This is a genomic window from Alteromonas sp. 4NH20-0104 (assembly GCF_057547795.1).
The window spans coordinates 1-17,232 of record NZ_BAAJLP010000002.1; the positions used below are offsets into that span (position 1 = coordinate 1).

General features: G+C 49.4%; 12 protein-coding genes. 11 read left to right on the plus strand and 1 reads right to left on the minus strand.

Annotated elements, in window-relative coordinates:
• Positions 1 to 357 precede the first annotated feature (357 nt).
• From AC27IB_RS01605 to prsR, 11 genes are all read left to right on the plus strand, one after another.
• Positions 358 to 1,545 carry a methyl-accepting chemotaxis protein gene (locus tag AC27IB_RS01605; protein ID WP_487118478.1) on the plus strand — a complete coding sequence of 396 codons (1,188 nt, stop codon included), beginning with the start codon at positions 358 to 360 and terminating at the stop codon, positions 1,543 to 1,545.
• 28 nt (positions 1,546 to 1,573) lie between these two features.
• Entirely contained in the window at positions 1,574 to 1,939 is a 366-nt protein-coding gene (locus AC27IB_RS01610; protein ID WP_296051228.1) for a response regulator, read from the plus strand.
• 27 nt (positions 1,940 to 1,966) lie between these two features.
• Positions 1,967 to 3,940 (plus strand): chemotaxis protein CheA, encoded by a 1,974-nt coding sequence (locus tag AC27IB_RS01615; protein WP_487118480.1) that lies wholly within the window; start codon positions 1,967 to 1,969, stop codon positions 3,938 to 3,940.
• Positions 3,937 to 4,443, plus strand: coding sequence for a chemotaxis protein CheW (locus AC27IB_RS01620; RefSeq protein WP_296051231.1), 507 nt, complete (start codon positions 3,937 to 3,939; stop codon positions 4,441 to 4,443). The genes AC27IB_RS01615 and AC27IB_RS01620 overlap by 4 nt, the downstream gene beginning before the upstream one ends.
• 516 nt (positions 4,444 to 4,959) lie before the next feature.
• A complete protein-coding gene (locus AC27IB_RS01625) occupies positions 4,960 to 7,587 on the plus strand; it encodes a methyl-accepting chemotaxis protein (RefSeq protein WP_487118723.1) in 2,628 nt (875 codons plus the stop codon).
• Between the two features lie 2 nt (positions 7,588 to 7,589).
• Positions 7,590 to 8,432, plus strand: coding sequence for a CheR family methyltransferase (locus AC27IB_RS01630; protein WP_296051235.1), 843 nt, complete (start codon positions 7,590 to 7,592; stop codon positions 8,430 to 8,432).
• Positions 8,422 to 9,015 (plus strand): chemoreceptor glutamine deamidase CheD, encoded by a 594-nt coding sequence (gene cheD, locus AC27IB_RS01635; RefSeq protein WP_296051237.1) that lies wholly within the window; start codon positions 8,422 to 8,424, stop codon positions 9,013 to 9,015. Before AC27IB_RS01630 ends, cheD begins: the two co-directional genes overlap by 11 nt.
• Before the next feature lie 16 nt (positions 9,016 to 9,031).
• Positions 9,032 to 10,078: a protein-glutamate methylesterase/protein-glutamine glutaminase gene (locus AC27IB_RS01640; protein ID WP_296051239.1), complete on the plus strand. Its 1,047-nt coding sequence runs from the start codon at positions 9,032 to 9,034 to the stop codon at positions 10,076 to 10,078.
• Positions 10,079 to 10,226: 148 nt separating this feature from the next.
• The gene (locus AC27IB_RS01645; protein WP_487118484.1) at positions 10,227 to 11,351 is read left to right on the plus strand and encodes a beta-ketoacyl-ACP synthase III; all 1,125 of its coding nucleotides are present in this window, start codon (positions 10,227 to 10,229) and stop codon (positions 11,349 to 11,351) included.
• 130 nt (positions 11,352 to 11,481) lie between these two features.
• Entirely contained in the window at positions 11,482 to 13,506 is a 2,025-nt protein-coding gene (prsK, locus tag AC27IB_RS01650) for an XrtA/PEP-CTERM system histidine kinase PrsK (protein WP_296051245.1), read from the plus strand.
• 38 nt (positions 13,507 to 13,544) lie between these two features.
• Entirely contained in the window at positions 13,545 to 14,906 is a 1,362-nt protein-coding gene (prsR, locus tag AC27IB_RS01655) for a PEP-CTERM-box response regulator transcription factor (RefSeq protein ID WP_296051248.1), read from the plus strand.
• Between the two features lie 35 nt (positions 14,907 to 14,941).
• On the opposite strand, the gene AC27IB_RS01660 is transcribed toward prsR, so the two are convergent.
• Positions 14,942 to 17,089, minus strand: coding sequence for a tetratricopeptide repeat-containing diguanylate cyclase (locus tag AC27IB_RS01660; protein WP_487118487.1), 2,148 nt, complete (start codon positions 17,087 to 17,089; stop codon positions 14,942 to 14,944).
• Positions 17,090 to 17,232 lie beyond the last annotated feature (143 nt).

The window sequence follows — 17,232 nt, forward strand, 5'->3', positions numbered from 1 at the left end:
ATAACATTTGTCCCTATCCATTGCCCGACAACTGTTATACCCAGCGCTTTTTCACCGTTATTCTTTAGTCTAAATAGCCGTGTTTGCAGATTTAATAAGCTGCTGATTTAGAGTGCCTTTTAATTTAAACCTCCGAAACTGTCCTCATCTGGTTAAAAATCGTCCTTGCTAAGCGGCAGGACTATCATTAATATCCGTTTTGTCGCAAATGTCATTAAAATCATAAAGGCTCTAAAATGTACAAAAGCTATTTATGGGTGCGTCGGAACAGGTAGATGCCGAATGCATCCAGACTTAAAACAAAAAGCCCGCTAATCGCTACTTAAATTCGGTTTGGTGGGAGAAGGTAAGGTAGTTATGGCAGAGTTAGTCAGTTCGTTAAAGCATCCACTCAGTTTCAGAGGAGGCTGGTTTTGGTTATCATTTATTGTACTTTTAACTTCCTGGTTAACTGCGTATACGCAACAAACGGCGCTTTCTCTGACTATTTTATCGCTGGCCGTAATGGCGTCCGTGGCCAGAACCGCCCGCGATCAACAGGCCCTTAACGACCTCGAACTTGCTCTGGCGACTGAGCGCAACCCTCAGGAGCCCGTTACTCAGGTACCTGAGCGGATGCAACGAATCAACAGTTCACTTTACACGTTGCTGGCTGAGTGTGAGCTAAACATTCAGCGGGTCAAATCTACGCAGGATGATGCAGTAGAAACGCTGTCTGCCGCCTTTGGTACATTGCGTGCCCTGGTAGAAGAGCAAAACCAGCTCACTTATGCCCTGCTTAAATCCGACACCGACGGTGAAAAAGTGTATGCCGTGCAGTTGCAGCAATTTGTTGAAGAGACCGACCAGACCCTGATGTCGTTTATCGATACCAGTGAGCAAATCAGTCAATCAACCCAGTCGTTAATGACGCAGGTCAACACTATCTGCGAAGCCATGCCTACAGTGCAAAAAGCACTCAGTGATATTGATTCTATTTCATCGCAAACCAATCTGCTGGCACTCAATGCAGCCATTGAGGCTGCCCGGGCAGGCGAAGCAGGACGTGGTTTCGCAGTCGTTGCCGACGAGGTTCGTAAGTTGTCTACCCGCTCAACTGAATTCAGCGGTGTGATTACCCAGCAAATGAGCATGATCGCTGACCTTATCGTCAAACTCGAAAAGGAAGCGCGCTTTGTGGCGGACATGGATGTAAGCAATGTGACTTGCAAGAAAGATCACATTAAAGCGCAACTGCTGAGTATTGCTGAGAAAGCCCGGAACGATATGTCGGTTACCGAACAACTGGAAAGTCTGAACAGTCAGTTTTCAGCCACTATTGGCGATGCTATTCGTGGCATGCAGTTTGGGGATATTAACGGGCAAAACCTGACCCACACCAGTGGCATTCTCTCGATGGTGAAAGATCAACTGGACACTCAGGATATGGCGCACATTGAAGCACAAATTGAAGATTATCAGGGGCAGCTGGTCGCCAGAGGCCAACTGGACCATAACCCTGTCTCGGCGTCATCGATGGACGCCGGTGACGTGGAATTATTTTAACTAAGTCGTGTTAAGCAGAGGACATCCCATGAGCAAAAATATCCTAGTTGTCGATGATTCTGTCTCCATTCGTCAGATGGTGGAGGCCACACTCCGGGCGGCGCAGTTTAATGTGACCCTGGCGCAAGATGGTCAGGACGCGCTTGATAAATGCAGTAGTGGCCAGTTTGATTTTGTCCTGACAGACCAGAATATGCCGCGTATGGATGGCTTAACATTGATCCGGGCGCTGCGCAGTAAGGCGCAGTTTAGCAAAACGCCCATTGTGGTACTGACCACTGAATCGAGCGATGACATGAAGCAAAAAGGCAAAGCTGCGGGCGCTACCGGCTGGATGGTAAAGCCATTTTCACCGGACGTATTACTTAATGTACTCAAACGGGTACTGGGCTAAATCGGCGAAGCGGTTGCAGAGGTGAGTATGTCTATAGATGTCGAACAGTTCCATAGCGTGTTCTTTGATGAAAGTGAAGAACATTTGCAGGCAATGGAAGACTTGCTGATGACCATCGATGTGGATGCGCCGGATATGGAGGAGCTCAACAGTATTTTCCGGGCGGCTCATTCCATTAAAGGCGGCAGCGGTATCTTTGGTTTTGACCAATTAACCGGGCTTACCCACATCATGGAAACATTGCTGGATAAAGCCCGTAATCAAGCCATTCAACTTAATTCAGCCATTGTCGATTTGTTTCTGGAAACGGTTGATATTCTGAAAGCCACGCTGAACGCTTATCGCGAGCAGCAGCCGCTGCCAGAAGCAGAAATTGCGGCGGGGATTAGTCAGTTGGAAGCGACATTAAGCGCGCTTGATGCTGCCCCCCCGGCCTTTGACAAGTTGGAAGACGAGGATTGTGAGGAAGATGCGGGGTTTGGCTTCTTTGATGACTTGCCTGACGCGAATGCGGTTATCGAGGCGGGCATTAATAACAGCGACACCGACGACTTATTTGGCGATCTGGCCTTTGGCTCGGAATCGCAGGACGCCGTGCCGGAGACAGCGAGCGATGGGGTTGCAGAAGATGACGGCTTCGGTTTTTTTGATGAGATACCCGCGCCAGTGGCAGTAAAGGAAGAAAAAGAGGAAGAGGCATTTGGCTTTTTCGAAGACCTGCCTGAACCGCCAGTAGCCCCCGCGGTAAATGTTACGCCCATCAAAAGTGCTGCGAAAAAGCCCGCTGCCACTAAAACGAATAGCAGTCAAAGCAAAGAGTCCGGCTCAATTCGCGTAGATACCGCCAAAATTGATGGCATGGTCAACCTGGTTGGCGAGCTGGTGATCACGCAGTCGATGTTGTCCATGATTGGCCGTGATATTGAAGGGCAATCAGGGGAAATGCTGCAGGCAGCCATCGACGAATTACAGCGTAATACCCGGGAAATCCAGGAGTCGGTCATGTCGATGCGGATGTTACCGGTCAATATGACATTTAACCGTTTCCCACGGGTAGTTCGCGACTTGTCACAAAAACTCGGTAAGCAGGTCAGGCTGGTAATTGAGGGCGGCGGCACAGAAATAGATAAAAGCCTGATTGAGAAGCTGGTGGATCCGCTAACACATCTGGTACGCAACAGTATTGACCACGGTATTGAGTCGCCACACATCCGCACTGAGGCGGGAAAGCCTGAGTCCGGAACGGTTGTCCTCAGTGCGCAGCAAAAAGGTAGCAGTATTATTATCAGCATCAGTGATGATGGCGCTGGATTAGACCGTGAACGCATTATGGATAAAGCCGTGCAAAACGGGTTGCCGGTATCTCTGGACATGCCTGACAGCGAAGTCTGGCAACTTATTTTCCAACCGGGCTTTTCCACCGCGGCAGAAGTGACCGACGTGTCTGGTCGCGGTGTGGGGATGGATGTGGTGCGTCGTAACATTGAGTCTATCGGCGGGCGCATTGAAATCGAATCAACTCTGGGCCAGGGCTCATCGTTCAGCATTCATCTGCCACTCACCCTGGCGATAGTGGATGGTATGTGCGTCACCGTAGGTGAGCAAATCTTCGTGATGCCATTGCTTAATATCATTGAGTCTTTCCAACCCAAAGCAGAGCAAATACAGACCATTGGCAACGACAGCGTGCTGTGGATCCGGGATGAATACTGGCCGCTGGTACCACTGCATCAGATGATGCAGGTAGACGACGCAATTCTGGCGCCTACCGAAAGCATTATTGTGCTGTTAGAGAGCGGTAAACACCGTTTTGGTGTGCAGGTTGATGCACTCATGGGACAGCAACAGGTCGTTATTAAAAGTCTTGAAAAGCATTACAAAAAGGTCGCTGGCGTGGCCGGTGCAACCATTATGGGCGATGGCAAAGTAGCGTTGATTATCGACGTTGATTCCATGGCTCAGTCCTGCCAGTTAAACATTAAACATGAGGTGTGTGCATGAGCGATTCAACCTTACAGCAATCACCCGTGGCATCCAATGAAAAGGAATTTCTGAGTTTTGTACTGGGCAAGGAGCATTATGCCCTGGATATCACGACGGTCAAAGAAATCCGCGGCTATGAGGCAGCGACCAAAATCGCCAATGCGCCGGCCTTTATTAAAGGGGTATTAAACCTGCGGGGCGACATTGTACCGATTGTCGATTTACGTCTGAAATTCAATGTAGGCGAGGCTACTTACAACCAATTCACCATTGTGATCATGCTCCATGTCCATGAGCGGATTGTCGGCGTCGTAGTCGATGGGGTGTCGGATGTAGTGCGACTTACCGACGAACAGATATTACCGCCGCCTGAGTTTGGTGTGGCGTTCGACAGTCAGTATTTACACGGTTTGTCTGAGGTGGATGACACCATGGTCATCCTGGTCAATATCGAAAAACTGATCACCAGCGATGCATTAGCGCTGGTGGATAACAGTCAGAGTATGTCACTGGCCGGTTAAGTTCGGTGCTAACTGGCAAGGTTTTTAATTACAGAATTTTGCGTGAAGGCCCAAGGTAGGTCGGCACGCAGCAAGACAAAATGGTGGAGTAAAATCATGGGTGTATTAAACATTTTCAATCAGGAAGCCCTGAAAAAAGCACAGCAACAAGCACTGGTTCAAAATAAGGCGCTGGATGCCAGTTCTTCAAGTCTGATGGTGCTCAATCACGATGGCATTATTACTTATACTAACCCGGCACTGCGTAACTTGTTCAGGCTTCGTCAGGCCGAGCTACAAACGAATTCTGCTCAGTGGCAGGCAGAAATGCTCACTGGTCAGCACTGTAGTGTGATCAAGTCAGATTTAAGCAGTCGCTTACTTAACGCCGGTCAGAAACAATCAGTCACTATTGGTGAATGCACGCTGGATCTTAACGTCACTGCGGTGCAAGGCCCTAATGGCCAGATAGAAAGTTATGTACTGGAATGGTTTGACGAACAGGAGCATCAACTGGCTTTTGGGAAGATCGCCGCCATGGAGCGTTCGCAGGCGGTGATCGAGTTTAATTCAGACGGCATCATTGAAAATGCCAATGAGTTATTCCTGAACGCCATGGGTTATCGTCTGGACGAAATCAAAGGTCAGCATCACAGCTTGTTTGTTGATACCGCCTACGCACGCAGTGCTGAGTACAAAGCGTTCTGGCAAGTTTTACGCAGTGGTGATTATCATAGCGGTGAATTCTGCCGCTACGATAAGCACGGCGAGGCAGTGTGGATCCAGGCCAGTTACAATCCGGTACTGGATCAAGCTGGAAAAGTGGTCAAAGTGATCAAGTTTGCAACCGATATCACAGCGACTAAAACACGCGATGCCGACCTCTGCGGCCAGATTGATGCCATCAGTAAATCTCAGGCGGTCATCGAGTTTGATCTTCAGGGGACTATTTTAAACGCAAACGAGAACTTTCTGGCCACTGTTGGTTATAGCCTCGATGAAATCAAAGGTCAGCACCACAGTAAATTTGTCAGCAGTGCCCATGCCGCCAGTCCGGAATATGCCAGCTTCTGGCAGAAGCTAAAAGCCGGTCAGTTTTTTGTTGGGGAGTATCAGCGCTTTGGTAAAGAAGGGAAGGAAATCTGGATCCAGGCCAGCTATAACCCGATCATGGATTTGACCGGTAAACCCTTCAAAGTCGTTAAATATGCTACCGACATTACGGAGACTAAACTTCGCAACGCTGATTATTCCGGTCAGTTGGAAGCCATCGGTAAGTCGCAGGCTACCATCGAGTTCACGCCGGACGGCACCATTCTGACCGCCAATGAAAACTTCCTCAATACCGTGGGTTACACGCTGGAAGAAATCAAGGGGCAGCATCATCGTTTGTTCGTTGAGACCAAAGAGCAAAACAGTTCAGCGTATAAATCGTTCTGGAATGATCTGAAAAACGGTAAATTTTTTGCGGGAGAATTTAAACGCATCAGTAAAAGCGACGAAGAAATCTGGATTCAGGCTTCTTACAACCCGATTTTTGATATGAACGGCAAAGTCTTCAAAGTGGTGAAATATGCCACGAATATCACTGCAGAAAAGCAGAAAAATGCCTATTTCGAAGGTCAGCTGGATGCCATCGGTAAATCCCAGGCAGTCATCGAGTTTGATCTGGATGGCGTTATTCTCAGTGCCAATGAAAACTTCTGCAATACGCTCGGCTACAGCCTGGATGAAATCAAAGGTAAACATCACGGCCTGTTTGTGGAAAAAGAGTATAAAAACAGCGCAGAGTACGCGGCATTCTGGGACAAGCTGAATAAGGGCATCTACGCCTCTGGTGAGTTTAAGCGGATCGCAAAGGATGGGCGTGAAATCTTTATCCAGGCTACTTATAACCCCATCATGGACCAAAACGGCAAGCCATTTCGCGTGGTCAAGTTTGCCACTGATGTAACAGCCCGGACCAAAGCAGTAAACGAAATGAAGCACATCATGCATTCGTTGTCGAAGGGGGATTTGAACTGCCGCATTGAACAGGAGTTTGAAGGCGACTTCAAAGATCTGGGTATTGCCACTGACCAGTTCATTAAAGACATGCGAACCACCATCATGGACATCAGAAACGTCATGACTCAGCTAGCCGCCGGTGATTTAACCTGCAGCATTGAGCACGAGTTTGAAGGTGACTTTAAAGTGCTGGGTGAAGCGATTAATCAGTTTATCTTCAACATGCGTTCAACTATCGGTGAAATTAATACCGCAGTAGAAACCATCAACACAGCATCTTCTGAAATTGCCTCCGGTAATGCAGACTTATCGTCTCGTACCGAACAACAGGCATCGAGTCTGGAAGAGACATCATCAAGTATGGAAGAGCTCAACGGTACGGTGAAGTTGAACGCCGAGAATGCAGAGCAAGCCAATGGGCTGGCTGCCCAGGCCTGTGACGTAGCGGCCCAGGGGGGCGACATGATTCGTCAGGTTGTCAGCACAATGTCGTCGATTAATGAATCTGCCCAGGAAATTTCTGACATCATCGGTGTGATTGACGGAATTGCTTTTCAAACCAACATTCTTGCCCTGAATGCGGCGGTGGAGGCTGCCCGTGCAGGGGAGCAAGGCAGGGGCTTTGCTGTGGTGGCAAGCGAAGTTAGAACGCTGGCGCAGCGTTCGGCGGAAGCAGCTAAGGATATTAAAGAGCTGATTTCCGACTCGGTAAGCAAAATTACCACCGGCAATGAACTGGTTAACCGTTCAGGTGAAACCATGAACGATGTGGTCAATTCGATTAAACGGGTGAATGACATCATGTCAGAAATTGCTGCGGCGTCTGTTCAGCAAGCCTCTGGGATCGACGAGGTGAGCAAAGCCGTGGTGCAAATGGATGAAATGACACAGCAAAATGCCGCGTTGGTGGAAGAGGCTGCCGCAGCGGCAGACAGCTTACGCCAACAGGCCAGCCAGCTCTCTGACCGCGTCTCGAGCTTTAAACTGGATACCGCGGCAAGCACACCCGTGGGCATTGCCGCTCCGTCGGCACCTAAAACGCTGAATGTACCGCCGGTGGCCAGAAAGCTTAATGGCAGCGGGTTCAACGGGCAAAGCCTTTCCGGGGCACTGTTAAAGCCTGCGGTGTCGGCAGAAGATGAGTGGGAGTCGTTCTAAAGATGGACGCGGTAGCTTTACAACAAGAGCGTGAGTTCGTGTTCCAGCGCGCGGACTTTGACAAAGTTCGCGCCAGCCTGATGCAGAAAGCGGGTATCAGGCTGACCGACGCCAAGGACGGTTTGGTGTATAGCCGCCTGGCAAGACGCATTCGCGCTCTGGGGCTGTCTAGTTTTGCCGAGTATCTGGATTTCGTGGATGGCTCAAATGCCGAACAGGAACAGTTCGTTAATGCACTGACCACTAATCTGACCTCATTCTTTCGGGAGCCGCATCACTTTGATGCGCTGGCCGGGTACCTGCAGCAACACCCGCAAACCACCACTATCTGGTGCGCAGCGAGCAGTACAGGAGAGGAGCCGTACTCTATTGCCATGGTTGTCGCTGAGGTATTTGGCTCATTCAAAACGCCGGTCAAGATTATTGCATCGGATATCGACAGTAATGTACTGGCCACGGCTCGCGAGGGCGTGTATCCCAGCAGGAACATCGAGCAAATTCCGCCACAGCGACGTAAATCGTTTTTTCAGCGAGGTCGCGGCAGCCAGTCTGACAAGGTGCGGGTAGTCAGGGAGCTCCGCGATATGGTGACTTTCAGACAAATTAATCTACAGCAAGCGGATTGGGGGTTTGGCCAGCCAGTCGACATTATCTTTTGCCGCAATGTGATGATCTATTTCGATAAATCAACCCAGCTTAAAGTACTCAACCGTATGGTGCAGCTGTTGAAGCCTGACGGGCTTTACGTGGCCGGTCATTCTGAAAACTTTAACCATCAAACACATCTGGTAAGGCCCATTGGCAAAACGCTTTATCAGCCGGTGAAAGCCGCTAATGGCACATAACGCGGAACGCTTTACCGATGCGCCAACCGCTTATTTTGACCCGTATTTTCAACGTGCCGCGGTAAAGCTATTGCCCGGTCAATACTATGTCACAAGCGGTGAAACCATGATCGTTACTACGCTTGGGTCTTGCGTGGCGGCTTGCGTACGGGATCGCGTAAGCGGTATTGGCGGGATGAATCACTTTATGTTGCCGGCCGTGATCAGAGCCGATCAACAAACGGCAAAAACGTTTACCCGGTATGGTCAGCAAGCCATGCAAACGTTGCTGGAAACCCTGCAACGCATGGGAGCAAAACCGGCAAACTATGAGGCTAAGGTGTTTGGCGGTGGAAAGGTGATGGACGGGTTCGAAAGCTGTGACGTGGGCACCCAGAACGCCCGTTTTATTGAGCAGTATATGGCGTTACACCAGATCCCTATAGTGTCGCGGGATCTTTATCAGGACTATGCCAGGAAGGTGTATTTTTTACCACAAACCGGTGAAGTACAGATGAGACGAATTCGCCGGTTAAACAACACCACCATTATTGAACGTGAAAAGGAGCATCGCTCCTGTTTGTCACGTCAGGTTGTGGGCTAGTTCAACAGAGGTTGTTATGGCAATAAAAGTACTAGTTGTTGATGATTCTGCCTTAATTCGCCAACTATTGGCGCAAATAATTGATTTAGCACCGGGTTTGCAACTGGTGGGAGCGGCGCCTGATGCCTATGTGGCAAAGAAAATGGTGTTGGAGCATGCCCCGGACGTTATCACGCTGGATATTGAAATGCCCAAAGTCAATGGCCTGCGCTTTCTGGAGGTTCTGATGCAGGCCCGGCCAACGCCGGTACTGATGATATCAACCTTAACCCAGGAAGGGGCTGAAGCGACCTTGCGTTCACTGGAACTGGGCGCTATCGATTTTATTCCTAAACCGAGGCTGGGCGTTGCTCAGGGCATTAAAGACTACAGTGATATGATCATTGAAAAAATACAAACCGTGGCCAGAGCCCACGTACGCAAACCCCGACAACAACCGGTCACCTCAGCCGCCAGAGTGCAGTTTTCGGGGACCGAGAAAATACTTGCCATTGGTGCGTCTACAGGCGGTACCGAGGCAATTAAGCAGGTCCTTAGCGGGTTGCCGGGTAATTCACCGGCAACGGTGATTACCCAGCACATGCCTCCGGGTTACACCTCGACGTTTGCTAAACGGCTGGATGCGGCCAGCGCTATGCAGGTTCGCGAAGCTAAAGGCGGTGAGCGCTTATTACCGGGTTGTGCTTACTTAGCCCCCGGTGATAAACACATGATTGTAGAGCGTAGCGGTGCAGACTATCGGATCCTGCTTGATGGCGGCATGCGGGTCACCGGCCATAAGCCCTCCGTGGATAAATTGCTTGAGTCGCTGGTAACGGCTGCCGGGGCCAATGTTGTGGCAACACTGCTCACCGGGATGGGGAAAGATGGCGCCGCTGGCATGCACAAGCTCAAGCAGGTTGGGGCTTCCACCTTTTGCCAGGATAAGGATTCTTGCGTGGTGTTTGGCATGCCTAAGGCCGCTATTGAAATGGGCGCTGCGGATCATGTGGTCTCGCTGGACAAAATGGCGGCAAGATTAATTGATGAATTTGTGCGTCTTGGTGCCGGTTCCCGCCTGTAGAGAGCTGTATTGCTCTAACGCCGAGCGCTATGGCAGGCTGATCAATGACATTTGCATGTCAAAGGGGTAAGCTTAACAAAACTCATTGGACCTGTTTGACTGCCCGTTGCCGGGGCTGACAGGCCATTTGCTAAAGAGAACCGATAACATGAATGCAAATGTCGTACTAAGCGGTGTTGGCTTGTGGACGCCGCCCTACAAAATTACCAATCAGGAACTGGTGGAGAGCTACAACGCCTGGGCTGAGGCCTACAATCAAACACATCAGGCGCAGATTGAAGCCGGTGAACTTACCGCTAAGCCTTTCTCCAGTGCCGAATTTATCGAGAAAGCCTCGGGGATTAAAAGCCGCTACATTTACCGTAAGGAAGGCGCGCTGGATATTGCACGTATGCGCCCGGAGATCCCTGAGCGCGGCGAAGGGGAGTTATCCAATCAGGCGGAAATTGCCATAGAGGCGGCGAAGCTGGCGATGGCAGATGCCAACAAGACAGCTGCTGACATTGACGCGGTGATAGTGGCCTGCGCTTATACCCAGCGCTCCTATCCGGCCATTGCCATTGAAGTGCAGCACGAACTGGGTATCGACGGGTTTGGTTTTGACATGCTGGTAGCCTGTTCCGCGGCGACCTTTGGCATGCACAGAGCCTGGGAAATGATAGCGTCGGGCAATGCTAAATGTGTGCTGGTGATTAATCCTGAACTGGTATCCCCCCAGGTCAACTACACCGATCGTGACAGCCATTTTATTTTTGGTGACGTGGCCACGGCAACCATTCTTGAAACGGCCGAAACGGTTAGCACTGATACCGCTTTTGATATTCTCAGTACGCAGGCGAAAACCGTTTATTCAAATAACATCCGCTCTAACTTTGGTTACATGAGCCGGGCCAATGATGTGGATCCGTTTGGGCCTGATAAACTCTTTCATCAGGCCGGTCGTCGCGTATTTAAAGAAGTGTGCCCCATGGCGGCAGAGCATATCGCCAATCACCTTGCGCTGCATGGGCTGACCTCGGAAAACGTAAGTCGCTGGTGGTTGCATCAGGCCAACATCAATATGAATACGCTGATTTGCAAAAAGTTGTTAGGCCGGGATGCTAACCGTGAAGAAGCGCCGATTGTGCTGGATGAGTATGCTAACACGGCTTCAGCCGGCTCGATTATCGCGTTTGCCTTACATCATCAGAATCTGGCCCGTCAGGATGTCGGGGTGATTTGTTCCTTCGGGGCGGGATACTCGATTGGCAGCCTGGTCGTCCGCAAAAGGTAGCTGGAAGCCAGAGGCAGATTGTGATAGAAAATAACCAATAAATAGAGGGGGTTAATCTTCCGCTCTCTGGCAGTGTACGACAAATACTGCAGCCCACCACAACTGCCTCGGTGTAACAGTAGGACAACAAATGATTGCAGATATCGGCTACGGCCTGAATAGTATTGGTTACCTGGTCTTGTTGTTATTGCTGTTTACCGTGCGTAAACCGGGGCTGGCCAAGTATATGCTGAGTCTCGCGACGCTGGTAACCCTGCTGTGGTCACTGAGCTTTGTCTCGTTTTTAAGCGGTCCTCTGAGCGTTTTCCACTTACTCCAGGCGGATACGATTAAGCAGGGGATCTGGCTGCTGTTTATTGCCAGCTGTCTGAAAAATGACTTTGCTAATATCTGGCAGGTGCTGCGTCAGCCAGCCACCTTATTTGCCCTGTTAGTGCCTGCGGTGGCGTTTTTGAGCCCCTGGTTTATTCAGGTCGATATTACCTGGCACTTCCTTATGCAAACCCTTATTGCGCTTGAAGTGTTAATTCTGCTTGAAGTTCTGTATCGACAGGTTGGGCAGGATCAATGGGCGTACAAGCCGCTGGCGTTGTATCTGGGCGCCACAAACCTGTTCGAATTTGTGTCTTATGCTAACGCCACCATGATTGCCAGTGTCGAACCTGGCTTCATTGCCGCCCGCGGTTATATTTACCTGCTGATGCTACCGTTTCTGGTGATTGCTACGCGGCGTATTAAGCACTGGGGGGTAAATATATTTATTTCCCGTGAAGTGGTATTACACAGTTCCTTGTTGCTGGTGGCTGGGGTGTATCTGTTCATCATGGCGGCCATGGGCTATGTGATCAGCTATCTGGGCTGGACCTGGGGCTCAACAGTGCAGATCATACTGATTGCGCTGTCGCTGGTACTTCTGGCCACGTTGTTTTTGTCGAATTCTTTTCGCACCCGCATTAAAGTGTTTATTACCAAACACTTTTTTGCTAACCAATTTGACTACCGGGAAGAGTGGGTTAAATTAACTAACGTGTTGTCTCAAAACGACCAGTCATTGCCCAGTGTTTATCAGGTGGCCCTTGAAGGAGTGATGGGAGCTATCAATTACGACAGCGGTGCACTGGTTAAAAAGCAGGGCCCCGGTTTTCATGTGGTCAGTAGCCACCACTTTATGCCGTTGTCTGAAGTGGAAGGCACGCTGAAACCATTATGGGATTATTGCGAAAAAACCGGGTGGCTTATCGATCTCGATGAATACCGAACCAAACCTTATGTGTACGAAGGGCTTAATCTGTCTAATGAGGTGGTCGGAAACACGCATTTACAATTGGTTATCCCGTTTATCCGTCAGGACAATATGTGGGGGCTGGCACTGGTGTGCGCAGTGGATAGACCCAAGGTGTCGCTTAACTGGGAAGTCAGGGATTATTTAAACGCCGTAACAAACCAAATTGCTAATTTCATTTATTTACACGAAGCGGCACAATCGTTAGCAGAAAATGCGCAGTTTGCTGCGTTTAACCGGATGGCGGCATTCGTTTTACACGATTTGAAGAATGTACTGGCACAGATAGATCTTATCCTGTGTAATGCCGAACAGCACAAAGGTAACCCTGAATTTATTGAAGATACCTTCGAAACCCTGCATCATACCAAAGCACGTATGGACCGGATGCTGCGTCAGCTAACAGAAAAACAGGTAGAAGAAAGAGGCGCCGACGCCACACATACCTTATCATTGTTGATTAAACAGGTCGTTGATAAACGCTGTCAGTCTTTGCTACCGCTGCCGCAGGTTGTGGTAAAAGAAGAAACTGAAGTAGTGGTAGATCAGGATAAGTTTGCTAATGTGATGTATCATCTGATGAGCAACGCCCAGCAGGCCTGTGCTGATGACGGTGAAATTGAAGTGACCCTGGTGCTGGATGCTGAACGTCAACATCAGCTTGTGTTTATTGAGGACAATGGCACAGGCATGGATGAAGAATTTATCAAGCATCGCTTGTTCAAACCATTTGATACCACTAAAGGTAACGCTGGGATGGGCATCGGAGCATATGATGCAAAAACCTATATGGAATCGATAGGCGGATATTTACAGGTGCAAAGTCAGCCAGATGTAGGCACTTGCTTTACGTTGGGCTTTCCCGTCCAGTAATTATGCCACTATCGAGCAGAAGAAAACGGAAATAGAGTATGAGTGACACCATCCTGGTAGTTGATGACGATTTAGGTATTCAGAAGCAGTTAAAATGGAGTTTGACCGATTTTAATGTGGTTTTCGCCGACGATCGTTCCTCTGCAATTGCGCAGTTACGTCGGTTTGAACCCAAAGTCGTCACTCTGGACCTGGGGTTACCTCCCGATCCGGCGAATGCTTCAGAAGGCCTGAAAACCCTGGAAGAAATTCTGGCACTGGCACCCAATACCAAAGTAATTGTGGTGACCGGTAACAACGACAAAGATAACGCGCTCAAAGCCATCGACTTTGGTGCTTACGATTTTTATCAGAAACCGATCGACTCTGATACCATTAAGCTGCTTATCAACCGTGCCTTGAATCTGGCGAAGCTGGAAGATGAAAACCGTATTCTGGCTAAAACCCGACCGGCAATGGGCCGTATTATTGGTAACAGTGATGCCATCCAGACTGTGATGCGCAAGGCTGAGAAGATTGCCGGAACAGATATCAGTACCCTGTTGTTAGGCGAAAGTGGTACGGGTAAAGAAGTCTTCGCCCGGACTATCCATGAACACAGCCCGCGTAAAGACAAGCCGTTTATTGCCATTAACTGTGCATCAATTCCGGAAAATCTGCTCGAGAGTGAACTCTTCGGTTATGAAAAAGGGGCCTTTACCGGCGCCAATAAAACCACCATTGGTAAAATTGAAACGGCTCAGGGCGGCACCCTGTTTCTGGATGAAATCGGTGATATGCCCATTGGTTTACAGGCTAAAATGCTGCGCTTCCTGCAGGAGCGAGTGATTGAACGGGTGGGGGGCAGAAACGAAATTCCGGTCGATATTCGGGTGATTTGTGCCACTCACAGAGATATTCAAACCATGGTAGGTGAAGAGACCTTCCGTGAGGATTTATTTTATCGTATCGGTGAGATCCCGATTAATATCCCGCCACTGCGCGATCGTGAGCAGGATATCGTACTGCTGGCGCGTACCTTCCTTAATCAATACCGGGAAGAGTTTAACGCTAAAGCCAAAAGTTTCAGTGATGGTGCCATGAGAGCAATGCTGGCCCATCGATGGCCGGGGAACATTCGCGAGCTACAGAATAAATTGAAGTCGGCGGTAATTATGGCCGAGGGGACGGTAATTCAGGCCGATGATCTGGGGTTACTGGAGCCTTCTGAAGATTTTGAAAGCGAGATCCTGAATCTGCGCGAAGTACGAGAGCAGGCGGAAAGCAAAGCGATTCGTAAGGCTTATCAACGCGCTGATAAGAATATGTCAAAAACGGCGGAACTGCTGGGCGTAACCCGCCCTACGTTATATTCATTAATCGACAAGTATCATCTTGAAGATCTGAAAACCGGCGTGTAGTTACAGCTACGCCGGTCAGGCAGGGGGCACCTGTCCTATGACTGGCTGCTTTGCTCGGCCCAGTTGATCGAAGACAGGTGGTTGAGCGAAGTTTGTATCCGGGTTGGCGGCAACTCAAACTTTTCTTCAAGCTGGGTGGCGTTTCGCTCTCCCGAGGCGGATTTCCCGCCGACTAATCCTATCCAACAGTCTTTACCCGAACGTTTTGCGGCGTACAGGCATTCATCCAGCAGGCCGAAATAGCTGTCCCAGTCCAGCAGCGCGGGTTCGCTGGGGTAGAGCGGCAGCACGCAAAAACCAATCGAACAGGTAATGTGAAGACTGTGCTGAGTGCTTATCTGGAAGTCATGTTCGTGAATTCCGTTACGCAGTCTGTCAGCCAGAGCAACGGCCTCAAGCCGGTTAGTATTGCGACATACCGCGAGGAATTCTTCGCCTCCCCAGCGGATCAACATGTCAGAAGGACGGAACACAGAACGCATTACCTTGGCCAGCTCGGTCAGAATCCTGTCACCTGCCATATGACCGTAGGTGTCATTAATCCGTTTAAAGTTATCGATATCCAACAGAAAACAAAGCATATCTGAGGGGCTGTTTTCAAGGTTAGTCTCGTGGGACAACAGATAAGCTTGCTGGGCGCGATTAATTTCCTGTGGTAACTGGTTATTCAGGTATTGTCGGTTGTACAAACCAGTAAGTGGATCCATAAGACTGGCCCTTTCAAGGGCAATGTAGGCGTTTTCCAGTTCGGCATTCTTAGACTCCAGTTCCTGAGTACGACGACGCACTTCACGTTTTAAAAAGCGTGAGCGTTGACTGTGGTTAAACCGACTCCAGATTAAAAATACCAGTAAGGTCACCGCAAACAACGATGCATAAAGCATACGCACTTCCAGTTCCTGTTGTTCAGCTTTGGCGAGCTGAATGGCCTGGTTTTTATTGAGTAGTTCCAGTGACTGAGCCTGACGTTCCACATCAAGTTGTGATTGCAGGTATAGCAGTGCCAGCGAGCGGCGCTGCTCGAGGCTTTGCTTTTCCAGCTGTTGCTGGCGTTTAAGCGCACCTAAGGCAGACTGATAATCACCGGACTGCTCATGCATCTGCATTTTAACCGCCTCAAACCGCGCCTGAGTGAGTAATTCACCCCGTTCAATAGCTTGTTGAAGACCCTGTTCAAGATGGCGTTTTAATGCCTTTTGATCGTTGCCAAGATAAGCCTGAGCCAAGGTTAAATGCAAATCAGTAAGCAGGGTTGTACAATTATACGAGGTGGCTTGTTGTAGCTTTGACTCCAACAGAGTAATACCGGCTTCAGACTGGTTTTGGTATATCAGAATGTTGCCCAGACTGGTGTCAATTTTGGTGACATCGCACTGTGCTTCTAACTGGGTGAATTGTGCTCTGCTTTGTTCGAGGTGGCGACGGGCATTCGCATAATGGCCCATCTGGATATTGACCTGACCAAGATGATAATCCAGTTCTGCCTGCAGTGTTTTGATTTGCAGTGTGTCAATGAGAACCGCTGCTTCCTGCAAATACAGCATGGCTTCGTCATTTTGAGCAATTTCACTGTATACCCGGGCAATCTGCATCAATGTGGAGGCCGTGGCCTGGTTATTGTTCTCCTGACGTAACAATGGCAATGCGCGTTCCAACTGACTCAGTGCACTCTCAAACTGGCCCAGCTGTCGCAATGAAATACCCACTTCCAGCTGTTGCAGAGCGATACCATCATAACGGCCTTGCTGATGATAGATATCTTTGGCGAGATTAAAATAACCTAAAGCGGACTGATAAAGTCCCATCATTCGGTAAGTTCTGCCAATATCAGTGTACAAGCCGGCCATACCGAGGGGCTCTCTGGCCGCTTTAAAAAAGTCGAGCGAACTCTGGAACTGCCTCAGGGCCAGCGGATAATTATTTTTGATCAGTGAAATATGGCCGATGGCATGGGAGCCGTTTGCCGCAGCCCGCTCATCTTGTTCTGACTGGGATAATTCTAACTGTTTAAGTATCTGGCGTTCGGCTTCCTGAGTGTTGCCCTGGTTTACCAGCTTCTCAACGTTAAAGCCGCTGGCATAGAACGAGTGTTCATCCATCGAAACGTGACGCACTGAGTGCGCTAATCCGGGTACAGAACAGCACAGTAAAGTCACCAACAGGCCAACACGGTTTAACATCATTACTTTCTACACCGCCCTGTGACGTAAGACGCGCGACTCCATTACTGCGCTGTCATGTCGTATTTATACTAAAGTACACTCTTTTGTTATGTTGTTATTCTGAGGTTCGTTTAAAAAATAATCAATAGCGTGAGTGTGTTTTC